The organism is Nocardia sp. PLKS1-43, assembly GCF_059510335.1.
Map to the genome: position 1 here is coordinate 255,958 of NZ_JCAJZQ010000001.1, position 15,272 is coordinate 271,229.

Below are 15,272 nucleotides of genomic sequence, written 5' to 3' on the forward strand. Positions count from 1 at the left end.
GTTCTGGTCGCGAACGTGTCATCCGGATCATCGGTGTGTAGCACGTCGAGCTTTGCCGAGCCGAGCCGAGCTGAAGAGGATGCTCAATCCGTGCTCGCGGGCCGTCCGTTTGACGCGTCCTGCCACCGATGGGAATATAAGGATCATCAATCTGGACAATGTATTTCGCGTCGGCTGTGGTGGCCGCAGCTCGCGGCGGGACATCGCCGGCCGTGCCGAAAGGAGCCCCGCAGTGGCGGACGAGAGCAAGACGGCCGATTTCTTCCTGGGGACGGAGTTGCTCGCCGACCCGTACCCCTACTTCGACACCTTGCGTGCGCAGTGTCCGGTACAGCGTGAAGAACACCACGGCGTCTACATGGTGACCGGCTACGAGGAGGCGCTCGCCGTGCTGAACGACAGCGAGCGCTTCTCCTCCTGCACCTCGGTGACCGGCCCGTTCCCGGGGTTCCCGGTTCCGCTGCGGGGCGATGACATCAGCGAGCAGATCGAACGGCACCGTGACGAGCTGCCGTTGAGCGATCAGTTGCCGACGTTCGATCCGCCGATGCATACCCAGCATCGGGGTCTGCTGATGCGTCTGATCACGCCCAAGCGGCTCAAGGAGAACGAGGACGCCATGTGGGCGCTCGCCGACCGGGTGCTCGACGAGTATCTGGCCGCCGGCTCGGGAGATTTCATCCGGGATTTCGCCGGGCCGTTCACCCTGTACGTGATCGCCGATCTGCTGGGCGTTCCCGAGGCCGACCAGGCGGAGTTCCTGCATGCGCTGCAACGGGATCCGCATCGGGAGGGTCCCGGCGTCGGCAATGTCGACGGCGAAGCGATGGAGCACAATCCGATCGAATTCCTGTACGAGAAGTTCTCCGCCTATATCGAGGACCGTCGTCGGGAGCCGCGCGAGGATGTCCTGACCAGCATGGCCACCACGGCTTTTCCGGACGGCACGGAGCCGGAGGTGATGGACGTGGTCCGGGTGGCGGCGAACCTGTTCTCCGCGGGCCAGGAGACGACCGTGCGATTGCTGAGCACGGCCTTGCGGCTCATTGCCGAGCGTCCCGATCTGCAGCGCTGGCTCCGTGAAGATCCCAGCCGCACAACGAATTTCCTCGAAGAGGTGCTGCGCACCGAGAGCCCGGTCAAGGGTGACTTCCGGCTCTCGCGGGTGCCGGTCACCGTCGGCGGAGTGGATCTGCCCGCAGGAGCGACGCTGATGGTGGTCAACAGTGCGGCCAATCGCGATCCGCTCCGCTTCGAAGACCCCGCCACATTCGATCCCGAACGCTCGAATGCGCGCTCGCACATCGCTTTCGGCCGCGGCATCCACACCTGCCCGGGTGCGCCGCTGGCCCGCGCCGAGGCGCGAGTGGCCCTGGAGCGGCTGTTCCAACGCACCACCGACATCCGCATCGACGAGCGGGTGCACGGTCCGGCCCACGCGCGTGAATACGAGTACGTCCCGACCTTCGTCCTGCGCGGATTGACCGCGCTGCACCTGGAATTCGATGTGAAGCAAGGAGTGGTTGCCCGATGAAGGTGGAGGTCGACGCGGACCGATGCCGCGGCCACGGTATCTGCCTGACCGTGTGCCCGGAGGTCTTCACGCTGAACGACGACGGATACGCCGAGGCGGACGCGTCGGCGGCCGAAGGGCGCGAGAACGAGGTGCGGGCGGCCGAACAGGCCTGCCCGGAGCGCGCCGTCGTCCTGGGCTGACCCGTACGGGGGTGAATGTCGAATCATTCACCCCCGCAAGGGCTTCAGCCCCGCACGGCCTTCGCCATGGCCGTGAGCGCGGCGCCGCGCGGCATGGACAGCAGCTGATCGAACTGCGCCCGGTAGTGTGCGCTGGGCACGTGAATGGGCTCGCCGCCGCCCAGGTTCTCCAGGGCGGACGAGGCGACATCGTCGGGTGACATCAGATCGTGCAGTGTCGAGGGGTCGATACCCAGCTTGCGCGGGGCCTCGGTGTCGGTCGCTCCGGGGCACAGCGTCAGCACGTCGATGCCCTCCGGGGTCAGCTCACCCCACAGGGCCTCGCCGAGCCCGTTCATATACGCCTTGGTCGCCGAATAGCCCGCGGAGAACGGGCATCCCATCAATCCCTCGACCGAGCTGGTGAACACGATTCCACCGCGTCCGCGCTCCTTCAGCCGGGGGATCAGGCCGTGCGCCAGCTGTGTGGGCGTATGGCAGTTCACGGTCATCATGTCCGCGAGGGTCTGTGCGGGGCCGAGTTCGAACGGACCCTTCACGCTGAAACCCGCGTTGCTGATCAGCAGTCCCACATCCAGGCCGGCGACCGCCTCGACGATCCCGGCCGCAGCGGTCGGATCCGCCAGGTCGGCTTGGTGCACCGTGACCTGGACGCCGTGGTCGGCGTTCAGCTTCCCGGCGAGTTCTTGCAGCCGGTCGACCCGGCGGGCCACCAGCACGAGATCGAGTTTGCGCGCTGCCAACTGGGTCGCGAACGAGCGGCCGATGCCCGAGGAGGCGCCGGTAACCACCGCGACGGGTCCGTAGCGGTGTGCGTAATCGTTCATGTCGGTCCTCAACTGTTCAATGGGTGGGGCTGATTGATGTTCGATGGCTCGCACATCGGCGGCGGGGTGGGCACTGCCCGGCGGGCGGATAGCAATGATGTGCTCTATGCACGCTACATGTAGTATGCACATACTGAAGTGGATCCGACCGTCGCCCGCGCCGCAGGATGCGCGGGCACTCTTAGATCAGTACGCTGATTATTGACGATTGTCGAATCATGTCGCCTATTTTGACTGCATATCTTGTTAGCTCTGGATCTGAGTGACTCGATAACCCAGAATGAGGATTATAAATCTCCGCGTGGTGCGGAGATCTCGCACGAAGGGACAGTTCGAGTGGCCAAGGCATACATGATCGTGACCGAGGATGTGCACGATCAGGAGGGTATGACCGCCTACGAGCAGGCGGCGGGCGCCGCGATGATGGAGGGTGGCGGCACCGTGCTGTCGGTCGACCCGAAGCCGGAGGTCCTCGAGGGCTCCTGGCACGGCACCCGGACGGTCGTGATGGAGTTCGCCTCGGTGGAGGCGGCGCACACCTGGTACGACTCGGAGAGCTACCAGAAGGCCAAGCCGTTGCGGCTCGCCGCGGCCGACTGCAATGCGGTAATCCTGACTGGTTTCGAAATGCCACAGCAGTGAGTCGGCTCGAGCTTTCGTGTGCTCTGCCGCCCGGCCCGGCCTTCGCGGACCTGGCCGTGCTGGCGGAGTCGCTGGGCTATGAGCGGGTGTGGATCAACGATTCGGCGCCGCTGTGGGAGGACGCGTTCGTCCATCTCGCACTGGCGGCCGAGCGAACGAGCCGGATCCGGTTCGGGACCGCGGTCTCGATACCCACCCAGCGTTCGGAGATGGCGATGGCCGCGTCGATCGCGACCATCGCCAGGCTGTCCGAGGGCCGTCTGCGGATCTGCTTCGGGACGGGCTTCACCGCCCGGGTGACGATGGGGCAGCGTCCGATGACGTTGGACGCCCTGGCCCGCTACACCGTCGCGGTCCGTTCGCTGCTTGCCGGGGAGACCGTCGTGCTGGACGGGAAGCCCGCGCGGATGCTGCACTTCGACGGATTGACTGTGGACCGGCCGATCGATGTGCCGTTATGGCTCAGCGTATTCGGCCCGCGTGGTGCGCAGGTGGCGACCGAGGTGGCCGACGGCGTCATCGGGCCGGTGCATCCGTCCCTGCCCACGGCCACGATGGTCTCGGGCACCGTGCTCGAGCCCGGCGAATACCCCGACGATCCGCGCGTGCGTGCAGCGGTCGGGCCGTGCCGGGTGCCCCAGTGGCATTCCGCCTATGCCTACGGCGGCGCCGCCGCGGTGGACGCGATGCCGGGTGGTGCGGCCTGGCGCGCGGAATTGGAATCGCTCGCCCCGCCCGAGGAACGTCATCTGCTGGCCTTCGAGGGGCACCACACGCATCTGGCCGATCGAGATCACGGTCTGCTCGACCATATCGATACGAGCACGATGATCGGCGACCGCGCACGGATCGCCGATGAGTTGGCGGGGCTGGCTGACGTAGGCTTCCGAGAGGTGCTGTACATGCCGACCGGTCCCGATGTCGCCCGCGAGTTGCGCGCCTTCGCCTCGGTCCGGGGCTGAGCAGTCGACCGGCCCGGCCGGACTTTCATCGATCACGCAGTGCAGAGACGAAGGAGACGGTATGACGTTGTTCGATGCGTTCCGATTCGACGGTAAGCGGGTTCTGGTGGTGGGAGGGGCCACCGGAATGGGCGCCGCCGCAGCCGAAGTTGCACTGAGCGCCGGCGCCGAGGTCGTGGTCGCCGCCCACAACGCGCCGGTGACGCTGGCCGGGGTGAAGGTGATTCCGATCGACCTCGCCGACGCCGCCTCGATCGACGCTGCCGTGGACCTCGTCGGCGGTCCCGTGCACGCGGTGCTCGCCGCGTCTGGAGTCGCGGACGGGACGCCGGGCCTGGAACGGATCAACTTCCTGGGCCATCGTCGCCTGATCGAGGGTCTGCTGGCCGCGGATCTGCTGCCGCGAGGTTCCGCGATCGGACTCATCTCCTCCTCCGCGGGCCTGGGATGGGAGTCGAATCTTCTCGCGATTCAGGAGTTCCTGGCGATCGTGGATTTCCATGAGGCGTCTCGGTGGGCGGTCGAGAACAACAACGCGACCTACATGTTCAGCAAGCAGGCGGTCTGCGCCTACGCCGCGGCACAGGCATTACCGCTGCTGCGCAAGGGAATTCGGATCAACGCACTGTGCCCGGGCACCACCGACACCCCCCTGGCCCGGGCGACCCCCCAACGGTGGCTCGAGTTCGGATCCGATTACCGGGCAGCGGCCGGTATCGACCATGCGACACCGCTCGATCAGGCATACCCGCTGCTGTTCCTGTGCAGTGACGCCGCCGCCGGGATCACCGGTATCGCGCTGAACGCCGATTCGGGCTATATCAGCTCCGGTCTGTCCGGATCTTTCCCGGACGCCAGGCAGGCCGTGGGGTACCTGATCGGTCGATGATTTCACCCCTTGGCGGTCGATACTACTCCACTGCTCCTCTCGCCCGGATCACCATATGTGCAGCGAAGCGTGCATATGGTGATCCGGGCGAGGGGAGCAGTCACGCACTCAACGTCGCTGGTCAGGGGTGGGGAGACGCAAAATTATCGTGCAAAAGTCGTACACCGGTGCGCCCACGTTTTGCTCGCCGTTTGCCGCCGCATGTCAACTTACGCAGCGGTTTTGCACAGCGCGTCTCTCGTTGCGCACGAGTTTTGCCTGCTGATTGCGTCCGGTAATCAGCGTTGCCACAACCAAATTCGTGCCGGTATGCAACGGTCCGCCCGCCACGGGATTGATCGGTCGGTCCTCGTTTCGTCCGTGCCAGGATGGGGGTGCGCGAGTACGGCCATGCGCGGCGACGGCTTTCTCCACGACCTGGGCCAGGCCGTGCCATAGGTGCCACCTGTCCGACACTTGGGTTGCCGCAGGTCGTGCACGACGCACGGCCTCGGCATAGGTGGTGGAACCATCCCGCACGACCGTGCTCACCTGCGGATGCTGGGCCAGCCAGGCGGCCAAGGTGTCGGATTTGCGATCGGGCAGGCCATCGATGCGGTCGTGAGAGACCGGGTCGATCACGACCGTGGCGTACCGGTGCCGGCGCAACAGCCCGAACTCGTCCACGCTGACCACCTCGGGAATCGGCCGCTGCGGCAAGGGGATTCCCAGCAGCACCCGCACCGCGGTATGCCGGGACAACCGCACCGACAACTGCTCCAGCAACCGGGTACCGGCCCGTCCCGCCAGTTCCCGCACGACCGATTGCACCTGGCCGGTCAGACGCGCCGTGCGGCGCTGGTAGCGCTCCAGGACACCGGCCATCTGCTCGCGGAAGGTGTTGCGGCAGTTCGTTGTTGGACAGAACAACCGACGGACCTGCACGTTCACCGTCACCGGACGCTCGTCGAGTGGCACGTCGGATACCGTGCGCCAGTGATAGCTGTGCACCCGCGCGGACTCGGCGCCGCAGCCCGGACATGCCGCCGGGTCGTCGGGCGTCCGCGTCCACACCACGACCTGCCTACCCTCATCGACCACATCCTCCACCACCAGCGGCAACAACCCCGAAACCACCACGGCAGCAGGCACATTCACCTCACGCACCGAAACATGATGCCCATACCGCGACGTCACCACCGAAAGTGAGCCAGAGCCGAAGGTGCGACAGAGCCAGATCTCAGACAGTCCCTCTGAAACGCGCCGGACGATGATCGTGAGAGGGGAGTGTCGCTTGCTCCTCTGTCAAGCCTTCATGGTCAGATGGTCGTTGACCATGGCGCGGAAGACGGCGTCGGAGATTCGGCGTTTGAGGACTCGTAACGCCTCCATACCACCGTCGCCGGAGGCTTTGCGGCGTGCGAGTAGTTCTCGGGCGCCGGGATGGCAGCGGGCCTGGGTGAGCGCGATGCGATGGATCGCGGCGTTGAGCTGCCGATTCCCGGTCCGCGACAGCCGGTGGCGTTCATGGTTGGACGACCAGACCGGTAGCGGTGCGGTGCCGTTGTGCCGGGCGTAGGCATCCTTGGATCGGAACCGGTCCACCCCAGCGGTTTCGCCGATGATCTTTGCCGCGGTCGACTCGGCGCAGCCGACGATCGCCAGCAGTGACGGCGCGAGCTTGGTAATGCGGGCGCCGATCTCCGTGGCGAGGTCATCGATCTCGACGGTCAGACGACGGCAATGCTCGACCAGGGTCGCCGCGAGCCGCGCGAGAAGCCCGGTGGCCTGGGCCAGATATGTTGCGTCTCGGTCGAATGCGCTGGTCCGGTCGAGTTTCGCAGGCGGGGCCCATGCTGGGTCGAGCTCGTGCAGGTGCCAGCGCAGCCGGGCGAAGATGCGGGTCCGTTCGGCGACCAGGTGGTCGGATTTGCCGTAGGTGCGGGCCGCGTCGCGGGGGTGAGCCATGAGTTTCGGCGGCACTCGGATCACGCGTTCACCGGCGGCGATCAGATCTCGTTCGAGGCGGCGGGTCATGTGACGGCAGTCCTCGATGGCCCATAGCCGGTCCGGACCACCTTGTGCCTGCGCCCATTTCAACAGTGCGAGGTGGTCGCTGCTGGTGGTGGTGCCGACTGTTCTGGTCGACTTGTGGCGGGGCGAGCTCGTCGGCTGCGGCTGCGGCTGCGGCTGCGGCTGCGGTGTGGGTGCGCTTGTGCGCGTCGATCCCGATGACCATCATTGGTGGGTGTCAGCCCTTTTCAGTTCTGGGTATGGCGCGGATCCTAGCTCAACATCTCGAACCTGAATCCGTCCACGAGCCCCGCCCATCCACGGATTCAGGTTTGGTCGAGGATTCGGTTTAAATGCGGGTGCGGCGTACCGCAACGAATAATGTCAGCGGCAATGACTCCCGATTTGTTCCCACGAACCACCGCCCTGGGCCGGAGGAACTGTGATTGTACCTCCCCAGTTGATGCATTGGCCCGGCGCATTCACGAACACTGGCCCGGCGTAGGTGGTAAACCAGCCTGGGTCTTGATGAATATCCGAGCTGCCTGTGATACTGACATTAGCGGACATCCACCATTTTTGGCCGGGTTGGTCGCGTACTGTCACAACACAATTCGAGCCGTTGTTATAGGTGAGAAATATGGTACCGCCTTGGATGTCGTGGTGGTCGATCACCGAGTAGCCCGAGCCGCATGCACCGTTGTAAGTGGCGGCTGAGGCGGGCCCCGTGCCGAACGCAACCCCGCCAACTGCCAATGCTGCACTGCTCGCCACAGAAACGGCGAGGAATTTCGATTTTCTCATTTTCCTGAACTCCCAGATCATTTTGGCGTGTTCGCGCCCGACAGGATCTGAAGATAGCCCGATTCTTTGCTCCCAAAGATCCGCTATCTGGCTGAACTTCTATTCGCGGAGGGTTCTCGTAGCGGCGTCTCGGTCGGATTGCGGTGTCGGCGATCGCGCGCACGAGTTCGGCGATGCCCGGCCGGTATTTTCGGTCGACCGCCCTCGCGGTCGGACTGCTCTGAGCACTCACCGGGCGCGGGCGCCGTTACTACCGTGGGCAGATGACGGGTGACAAGCTACTGAGAGTGAGCGTCTGAGGACTATGTCGACAGCCATCCAGGGATTGCACACTGCGCCGGATGAGTTCGATTCCGTTGTTCCGGGACAGGCACGGCCGGACACCGACGTGGATCATCGCGTATGGCGGCGACCTGGTGCACTCGCTCTCCGCCGAGCACAGCGGATTCGGGTGTGCCATGGTAGCGACTTCCACCGCGACCGATTCGCCGGTTACGGACTGGAGGTTCTGATCCCCGATGAGGCCGGTCGTTGGTTGGTGCATCGCGTCATCTGGACGAACTGTGCCAGGGCATTATCAGCACCGAGTCCCGCATCGCCTACCAGCAGGTGATCAACGATCTCGTGGCACGGCAAGCCGAGGGGATCTGAGGTTCACCCCGAATGGTGGACACCGAGTTGACAGGATCACCGATCCAGTTGAATGGATGTCTGCATGCCTCCTCGTAAGCGTCGGTCGTTCACGGCCGAGTACAAGGTCGAGGCTGCGCATCGTGTGATCGATTCCGGTCGCACGGTCGCCGAAGTTGCCCGTGAACTGGGCATTCACGAGAGCCTGCTGGGGACGTGGGGCAAAGACGAGCGGCGCAGGATCGCCGTCGCCGAGATCCACGGAGAAAAACCCTTGGATACCGCGGAGCGAGCCGAGCTGGCGCGACTGCGAAGGCAGGTCGCTGAGCAGTACAAAGACATCGCGTTCCTGAAAAAAGGCGTCGGCGTACTTTGCCGCGATGCAGACGAACCGACCCGGTTCGATCTGATGGCCGAGTACGCCGGCCCCGACACTGTCGCCGGAGGATTCGGGCAGTTTCAGGATTGCGGTAACCGTGGGCGGGTCAGGGTAGGCGTTCGGGCGGGCCTTCTGCCGAGGGGAAGAGGATGGGGCTGATCAGGTAGCGGGCGCGTTCGGGGGTGGGTTGGTTGCCCATGCGGGGGATCAGGACCTCGCGCAGGTCGGTGATGAGGGATTCGAGTTCGTCAGGGGCGAGCCAGAGGGCGTGTTGGCGGTAGCCGACGGGGTCGTTTCCCGGGTCGGCGTCGTCGCGGGCCAGGTATGCGTTGAATTCGGCGATCAGGACGGCCATGGCGGTGGCGAAGATGCGGCGGTGGTCATCGATGGTTGCGGTGGCGGCAGTGTCGGCGTCGACGACGGCGCGTTCGGGGCGCAAACGGTAGTGGCGCTCGACCGCGCCGCGGACCCGCCGCTCCTCGGCGACCTCCAGGATTCCCGCGCTGACCAAGACCTCGACGTGGCGGTATACGGATGCTTTCGACAGGTCGGGCAACACGGCGCACAGGTCGGTCGTGGTCAGCGTGCGGTCGCCGCGCAGCGCGTGGACGATCCGGATTCGGGCGGGGTGGGCCAGAAGGAGTTCGAGGGGTTCCACTGGCCAATCGTCGCACAGGCTGCTAACGTTCTCAATATTCGAGAACAGTTGCATTTATGGAGAAAGGTGGAGGTGATGGCGACACTGACCGATCCGACCGAGGTCGCAGAGACTGTGTTGGAAATGCTGCGGGGAGAGCGATTCGACGAGCTCGCGACGCTGTTCGGGCCGGCGTTGGCCGTGGCGGTCTCGGCTGACACCATTCGGGTGGCGTGGGCCGCGGAGACCGCCAAGATCGGTGGGGTGGATGCTGTCGGCCCGGCCGTTCTCGAGCCGCTGGACACCGGGTCGACGCGGGCGAAGGTGCCCGTGACCGGTGGTGTCGGCGGGCTGGTGGTTCGGATGGTGATCGACTCGGCTGGTCTGCTGCAGGGGTTCCGGCTTGCGCCGCCGGAGGATTCGGCGTGGGAACCGCCGCGCTACGCCGTACCGAGGCGGTTCAGCGAGCGGGAGGTGGGCTTGGAGTCCGGGGCGTATGCCGTGCCGGGGACCTTGACCATGCCGAGAGGGCGCGGGGCGAAGCCTGCGGTGGTGCTGGTTTCCTCCGGTGCGATGGATCGGGACGTCACGACGGGGCCGAACAAACCGTTCAAGGATCTCGCGTGGGGGCTGGCGAGCCGCGGGATCGCGGTACTGCGGTTCGACAAGGTCAATTTCGTGCACACCGAGATGAACCATCAACGCGGGTTCACCATGGTCGAAGAGTACGTGCATTCGGCAACGGCGGCGGTGCGGCTGCTGCGGCAGGAGCCGGGAATCGACCCGGGGCGGGTGTATGTGGCCGGGCACAGCGGCGGCGGTAAGGCGGCGCCGCGGATCGCTGCGGTCGAGCCGGCTGTCGCGGGGGTGGTCATCCTGGCAGGCGACACCGTGCCGCTGACGCGTGCCGCGCTTCGCGTCTTCGACTACATCGCGGGTTCGGAGACGGGAGCGGACGTCCGCGATCAGGCGGCGGCGTTGGCGCGAGCTGTCGAGATGACCGAGAGCCCCACACTGTCGCCGGAGACACCGGCGTCCGAGTTGCTGTTCGGGATGCCGGCCTCGTACTGGCTGGACATGCGGGCATACGACCAGGTCGCTACGGCGGCGGCACTGGACAAGCCGATCCTGGTTCTGCAGGGTGGGCGCGACTATCAGGTGACCGTCGCCGATGACCTGCCCGGCTGGCAGCAGGGGCTGGCGGGCCGCGCCGATGTCACCATCCGCATCCACGACGCCGACGACCACATGTTCTACCCGGGCACCGGACGGTCCGTGCCCTCCGACGTCGAGCAGCCGAATCATGTCGACGCGGCAGTCGTCGCCGACATCGCGGAATGGATTGCGCCGGAAAGCAAGCGCGGTCCGCTCGCCCGACTCCTGAACCGCCGCTAGCTGATAGCTGATCGCACACACGAGAAGGCCACCTCATGTCCGAGAACACCACCCACGCCGTCGTCGCCGGCGCTCGACCGAACTCGACCGTGTCCAACTCCCGGCGGTCGCTACATGACAACGCTGTCGTCGGCGTTCATCTCGCGGAGGCTCGACTGCGGTGGATCATCGGCGCGTCCACGTCCGCCCGGCCTGTGCCGGACGAGGAGATCCGCGCCGGATTGAGCGCGGGAATGCTCGAAACCAGCGGCGGCCCAGAAGGATTCACTGCGGTGCTGGCCGCATTGGGTCCGCTCGAACTCGGGGAGATCCGTGCTGTGAGTTCCCACCGGCTACAGGCCGAGGTCAGCGGGCGGCGCACATACCTATTGAGCGTTCGGGTCGATAATGACGGCCTGCTCGAGGATGTGTCGTTGACCGAGCCAGCGGGGCCGCTGCTGAACAGGGAGCAGATCGAGGACCGACTGCCCGAACTGGGTGCGCGGGTGTCGTTCGCGGCGGGGGAGATCGACGCGGCAGGTGAGTTCCGGTTGGTCCTCGGCGCGGAACCCGACATGGTCCGGCCCACCGGATCGGCGTTCAAGTTGTATGTCCTTGCCGCCCTGGCGCAGGCCGTCGCCGACGGCGATGCCCACTGGAACGAACTATTGCCGATCCGGGATGAGTGGAAGAGCTTGCCCTCAGGGGTCATGCAGGACCGTCCGGCCGGTGCGATGGCTCCGCTGGCCGAGTATGCCGACCTGATGATCTCGTTGAGCGACAACAGCGCGACCGATCATCTGCTGCACCGGCTGGGGCGTGACGCGGTGGAGCGGCAGTTGAAGTTACTCGGGCATAGCGTACCGGAGCGGAATCGTCCATTCCTGAGCACCAAGGCGTTCTTCGGTTTCAAGTATGCCCCGGATGCCGACGGCCGAGATCAGTATGTGGAGCTCTCGTATTCGCGCCGTCTGGCACTCGTCGAGGAGCTGGAGCGCTCGGAATTGCCCGTCGCGACGGGGATTTGGCCGGAGCCACGCGGCATCGACCGGATCGAATGGTTCTCCTCCCCCCTCGATATCTGCCGCGCCTACGCGGGACTCGTCCGGTTCGACCGCCCCGAGATCGACCACGCCCTCTCGCTGAAAGACGAAGGGCTCAACCTCGACAGCGCACGCTACCCAACTGTCTGGTACAAAGGCGGCAGCGAGCCGGGCGTCGTCACACTTCATTACCTTGTCCGGACCGCCGAGGGCCGCACGTTGGTTGCGAGCCTGATGGTCTCCGATCCGCACACCACCCTCGATACCGCGGTCGTGTGCCGTGCCGGTCAGGACATCATCCGCAGCGCCTTCGAGCTGATGCGGGACGGTGTTGTCGAGGACGAACACTGACGAGGAGTCCATGGAACGGAACAGGGGCGGCGGGAGACATATGCGTGCGATACCCGTGGGCGGAGCGGCCGGACGGCTGCGTCCCGCCTCGGGGCGCGGTGAGATGAACCGTCTATCTTCCTCCGGGGGTGAGTTCCCAGCCGGTAGCTGAGGCGCGGACGTCCGCGATGGTTCGTCCGCGGCGTCGCCGGAACAGTGCGCGCAGTGTCCCGGCGTTGAGGTAACCGACTTTGGTGGCGATCGTGTCCACTGTCAGGGTGGTCGTGCGCAACAGCCGGGTCGCTTGCTCGAGGCGAATCTCGTCGATGAAATCCCTGGGGGACATGCCCAGCTCGGCCTGCGTCGCGCGTTGCAGGCTGCGAACGTTCACGCCGAGAGTGTGGGCAGCATCGGTGATGGCGAACTGGTCGGTGAGGTGTTGACGCACCCAGCGTTCGAACGCCGCGACGAGTGAGTTTCCTCGGGCGATCACCTCCGGTATCGCGAATTCGATCTGGGTCCTGCGGTCACCGACCATCAGGTATCTGGCGACGAGTTCCGCCAGTGCCGGACTGCTGGGAGTGATCAGTGACAGTGCGAGGTCCAGGTGCGACAATGACGCGCCCGCGGTTGTCACCCTCGTGGTGCGGCACAGTGTGCGGCCTTCGTGGACGTCCACTTTCGGATATCTGCGTCGGAAGGTCGGGCCGAGCCACCAGCTCGTGGTTGCCTCGAGTCCGTCCAACGCCCCGGCTTCAGCTAGAAAGAAGGTCCCGGTGCACGCTGCGGCGAGGTGTGCGCCGTGGCGTCCGGCCGCTGAGATTCTTTCCAGTAGTGGACGATTCGCGGGGGCTGAAACGACGTCGATCAGCCTGCTGACATCGGGGATGCCGACCGCTGGGATGATCACCACATCGATCTCACTGCCCAGATCATCCAATGGTGTAGTCGGCACCAGGTGGCCGTGGCTCGACCGAATGGTGGAGCCGAGCGATGTGGTGCGCACGCGCCACGGCGCAGGTGGGCAGTCCAGCTCGGATAACAAGGCGTTGGCCATATTGAAGGTTTCGAGCACCGCGGTGAATCCGAAGTCGGCAACACCATCGATGACGCACACCGCGACCTCCATGTCGCAAACGGTACCAGATCTGTCCGGTACGACACCGGTGCTTACATTCCTTGTCTTCTATCGTTCTAATACAGCTGATCGCGACATCTCGCCCTTGCGCCGCCGAAAGCCCGGCCGGCGCCGTTGCGAACGCTGCACCACCGATATCGCGGAGGACGCATGCCCCTCATCGAAACAAAGTCGTCCGGCATCGCGATCCCGTCGTTCAGCGGCCCGGACGGTATCCATCTGGAATTGGCAGCTCCGCTGACATAACTCTCGGCACGAGGACACAGGTATGCGAATCCACTGCAGTCGCTGTCGCACAGCCGAATACACGGTCACACTCGCGGCTGCGGGCGCCGGCGCGGTCGGCCTGGAAGCCTGGCCATTATGCGCGACAACGAGATTCGTCGACTGCCTCCTGGTCAGAGTAGGTGCTGAACGTGGGGATGCGGTGTTGATCGGTGCGGCCGCGCAGATCGTGCATCGCATTGCCGCCGACACTCGGGCGGCGATCATCATCGTCGATGGCTTCACCCGGCCCAGGGCAGCCCGCAGGGGCCACCGCCAGCACAGTCGGTCGGTGCTGACCGACACGATGCACATGCTCTCGGAACTGGCCGAACGACTGCAGGAGCGAGGAAATGCCGCGAATCACGTGCCATCCGGTTGGAGCAAGACCTGGGAGGCCGAGTTGCTGGACGATCCCGGGTCGCAATGCGTCATCGAATTGACCCTCGGCGAAGAGCCGGTCATTTGGAGCGCTGCCGACGTCTGGGGATGGAGTTCACGATGCGGCCCACTGTTCCGCCCATAACACCAGGACGCATCGGCCCGAAAATTTTCGAAATGGCCGTACTCGAGTTGACCTGTCCGGGCCACATGGCAAGGCCCCGACGACCGTCGCCAGGATGTCACCTGGTGTTCGGGCGATGGGGCCGACCGTCGAATCAGCCTGCGGTTCCGCCGGCTTCGCCGACGGAGGCGGGCTTGAAACCGTCGAGGAGATGCGCGGCTGTCGCCTTGAACATCCCGAGATCGTCGTACAGGCGGGCTGTGAGCAGCGCACCCTCCAGACAACTGGTGATCATGTGTGCTCGTTCGCGCGCAGATCCAGCGAAGGCAAGGGTTCGTTCCTGCTGTCCCTGCATCAGTACTCCGGAGAGCCACGCATGGTTTCGGTCGAAGAAGTGAACCACCGATTGCTGGATCGGCTCCGATAATGTTCGGTATTCCGCTGCGAGCATGCCGCACAAGCACATTCGCTGATCGCGCAGGACCCCGGCGTACAGGCTCGCATAGTGCTCGAGTCGGGCAGGCGCGTCGCGATCGTCGACCGTCGATAGGGCTTGGAAGAAGTGTTGTTCGTACCGTTGCACGAGGGCCAGGCCCAACTCGGCCTTGCTCGGAAAGTGATAGTGCAGAGCAGGTTTGGAGATCGCCAGGGCCGCGGCGATGTCCGCGTAGCTGAACCCGTTGAACCCACGACTCTGCACGAGTCGTTCAGCGACGTCGAGGATGTGTGCCGAGGTGCCGCGGTCGCCGTTCGGGAGGCGTGGCGTCATGGTCTTCTACCTCTTGACTATCGGGCGGGTACTGGTCAGAATCTGACCTACTGGTAAATCAGTGTACCTCGGGCGGTCTGGTCCGGCAGTGCTCCTGTCCTGCGGAATGTGATGCAGCATAACCGTTTTCGGTTCAACGGCGGGTGTCGTGTATCGCGGTTCGGGTTGTCGGAGATTCGCCATGCGACGAGTTCGAGCAAGGAGGGGGAGTCCGGCAAAGCCAATGGGGCAACGGCTCTCATCGACGGTCTGTGCTGCGCCGGTCTCCGAGCGTGCGGGTGTCGATCGGCTGCTGCTGATCGTCGGCGCAATCCCGGCTACCGCAGCCCAATCCCATATGGCGCTTACGACATCACTCGACCAGCTCGGAT

The 15,272-nt window shown here is 65.1% G+C and carries 15 protein-coding genes and 1 pseudogene; 9 read left to right on the plus strand and 7 right to left on the minus strand.

What is annotated here, in order from left to right; genetic code table 11:
• The first annotated feature begins 79 nt into the window (after positions 1 to 79).
• Both AC5WS7_RS01185 and AC5WS7_RS01190 read left to right on the plus strand, forming a co-directional pair.
• Complete coding sequence (locus AC5WS7_RS01185; protein WP_495952445.1) at positions 80 to 1,534, plus strand: cytochrome P450; 1,455 nt, start codon at positions 80 to 82, stop codon at positions 1,532 to 1,534.
• The gene (locus AC5WS7_RS01190; RefSeq protein ID WP_495952446.1) at positions 1,531 to 1,716 is read left to right on the plus strand and encodes a ferredoxin; all 186 of its coding nucleotides are present in this window, start codon (positions 1,531 to 1,533) and stop codon (positions 1,714 to 1,716) included. Before AC5WS7_RS01185 ends, AC5WS7_RS01190 begins: the two co-directional genes overlap by 4 nt.
• Before the next feature lie 44 nt (positions 1,717 to 1,760).
• On the opposite strand, the gene AC5WS7_RS01195 is transcribed toward AC5WS7_RS01190, so the two are convergent.
• Positions 1,761 to 2,543, minus strand: a complete 783-nt coding sequence (locus AC5WS7_RS01195) for an SDR family NAD(P)-dependent oxidoreductase (RefSeq protein ID WP_495952447.1) — start codon at positions 2,541 to 2,543, stop codon at positions 1,761 to 1,763.
• A gap of 351 nt (positions 2,544 to 2,894) precedes the next feature.
• On the opposite strand from AC5WS7_RS01195, the gene AC5WS7_RS01200 reads away from it, so the two are divergent.
• The 3 genes from AC5WS7_RS01200 to AC5WS7_RS01210 all read left to right on the plus strand — a co-directional run bounded on the left by AC5WS7_RS01200 (position 2,895) and on the right by AC5WS7_RS01210 (position 5,036).
• On the plus strand, positions 2,895 to 3,185 hold the full coding sequence (locus AC5WS7_RS01200; RefSeq protein WP_495953701.1) for a DUF1330 domain-containing protein: 291 nt from the start codon (positions 2,895 to 2,897) through the stop codon (positions 3,183 to 3,185).
• Complete coding sequence (locus AC5WS7_RS01205) at positions 3,182 to 4,147, plus strand: LLM class flavin-dependent oxidoreductase (protein WP_495952448.1); 966 nt, start codon at positions 3,182 to 3,184, stop codon at positions 4,145 to 4,147. Before AC5WS7_RS01200 ends, AC5WS7_RS01205 begins: the two co-directional genes overlap by 4 nt.
• A 61-nt stretch (positions 4,148 to 4,208) precedes the next feature.
• Positions 4,209 to 5,036, plus strand: a complete 828-nt coding sequence (locus AC5WS7_RS01210) for an SDR family oxidoreductase (protein ID WP_495952449.1) — start codon at positions 4,209 to 4,211, stop codon at positions 5,034 to 5,036.
• A 390-nt stretch (positions 5,037 to 5,426) separates the two neighbouring features.
• On the opposite strand, the pseudogene AC5WS7_RS01215 reads toward AC5WS7_RS01210, so the two are convergent.
• From AC5WS7_RS01215 to AC5WS7_RS01225, 3 genes and pseudogenes are all read right to left on the minus strand, one after another.
• Positions 5,427 to 6,212 (minus strand): annotated as a pseudogene (locus tag AC5WS7_RS01215) (ISL3 family transposase); the annotation flags it as partial.
• A 108-nt stretch (positions 6,213 to 6,320) separates the two neighbouring features.
• The gene (locus tag AC5WS7_RS01220) at positions 6,321 to 7,052 is read right to left on the minus strand and encodes a transposase (protein ID WP_495952450.1); all 732 of its coding nucleotides are present in this window, start codon (positions 7,050 to 7,052) and stop codon (positions 6,321 to 6,323) included.
• 360 nt (positions 7,053 to 7,412) lie between these two features.
• A complete protein-coding gene (locus AC5WS7_RS01225) occupies positions 7,413 to 7,853 on the minus strand; it encodes a hypothetical protein (RefSeq protein ID WP_495952451.1) in 441 nt (146 codons plus the stop codon).
• A gap of 694 nt (positions 7,854 to 8,547) precedes the next feature.
• On the opposite strand from AC5WS7_RS01225, the gene AC5WS7_RS01230 reads away from it, so the two are divergent.
• Positions 8,548 to 9,000: a transposase gene (locus tag AC5WS7_RS01230; protein ID WP_495952452.1), complete on the plus strand. Its 453-nt coding sequence runs from the start codon at positions 8,548 to 8,550 to the stop codon at positions 8,998 to 9,000.
• Here the strand turns inward: AC5WS7_RS01230 and AC5WS7_RS01235 are convergent.
• Entirely contained in the window at positions 8,948 to 9,499 is a 552-nt protein-coding gene (locus AC5WS7_RS01235) for a helix-turn-helix domain-containing protein (RefSeq protein ID WP_495952453.1), read from the minus strand. The genes AC5WS7_RS01230 and AC5WS7_RS01235 overlap by 53 nt on opposite strands.
• Between AC5WS7_RS01235 and AC5WS7_RS01240 the strand changes: the two genes are divergently transcribed.
• Both AC5WS7_RS01240 and AC5WS7_RS01245 read left to right on the plus strand, forming a co-directional pair.
• Positions 9,470 to 10,873, plus strand: a complete 1,404-nt coding sequence (locus AC5WS7_RS01240) for an alpha/beta hydrolase family protein (protein WP_495952454.1) — start codon at positions 9,470 to 9,472, stop codon at positions 10,871 to 10,873. The two genes, AC5WS7_RS01235 and AC5WS7_RS01240, sit on opposite strands and share 30 nt — an antisense overlap.
• A 35-nt stretch (positions 10,874 to 10,908) precedes the next feature.
• Positions 10,909 to 12,246, plus strand: coding sequence for a serine hydrolase (locus tag AC5WS7_RS01245; protein ID WP_495952455.1), 1,338 nt, complete (start codon positions 10,909 to 10,911; stop codon positions 12,244 to 12,246).
• A 112-nt stretch (positions 12,247 to 12,358) separates the two neighbouring features.
• Here the strand turns inward: AC5WS7_RS01245 and AC5WS7_RS01250 are convergent, their stop codons facing one another.
• Positions 12,359 to 13,354 carry a GlxA family transcriptional regulator gene (locus AC5WS7_RS01250; RefSeq protein WP_495952456.1) on the minus strand — a complete coding sequence of 332 codons (996 nt, stop codon included), beginning with the start codon at positions 13,352 to 13,354 and terminating at the stop codon, positions 12,359 to 12,361.
• Between the two features lie 439 nt (positions 13,355 to 13,793).
• On the opposite strand from AC5WS7_RS01250, the gene AC5WS7_RS01255 reads away from it, so the two are divergent.
• The gene (locus AC5WS7_RS01255) at positions 13,794 to 14,153 is read left to right on the plus strand and encodes a hypothetical protein (protein WP_495952457.1); all 360 of its coding nucleotides are present in this window, start codon (positions 13,794 to 13,796) and stop codon (positions 14,151 to 14,153) included.
• 133 nt (positions 14,154 to 14,286) lie between these two features.
• Here the strand turns inward: AC5WS7_RS01255 and AC5WS7_RS01260 are convergent, their stop codons facing one another.
• A complete protein-coding gene (locus tag AC5WS7_RS01260) occupies positions 14,287 to 14,901 on the minus strand; it encodes a TetR/AcrR family transcriptional regulator (protein WP_495952458.1) in 615 nt (204 codons plus the stop codon).
• Positions 14,902 to 15,272: the final 371 nt, after the last annotated feature.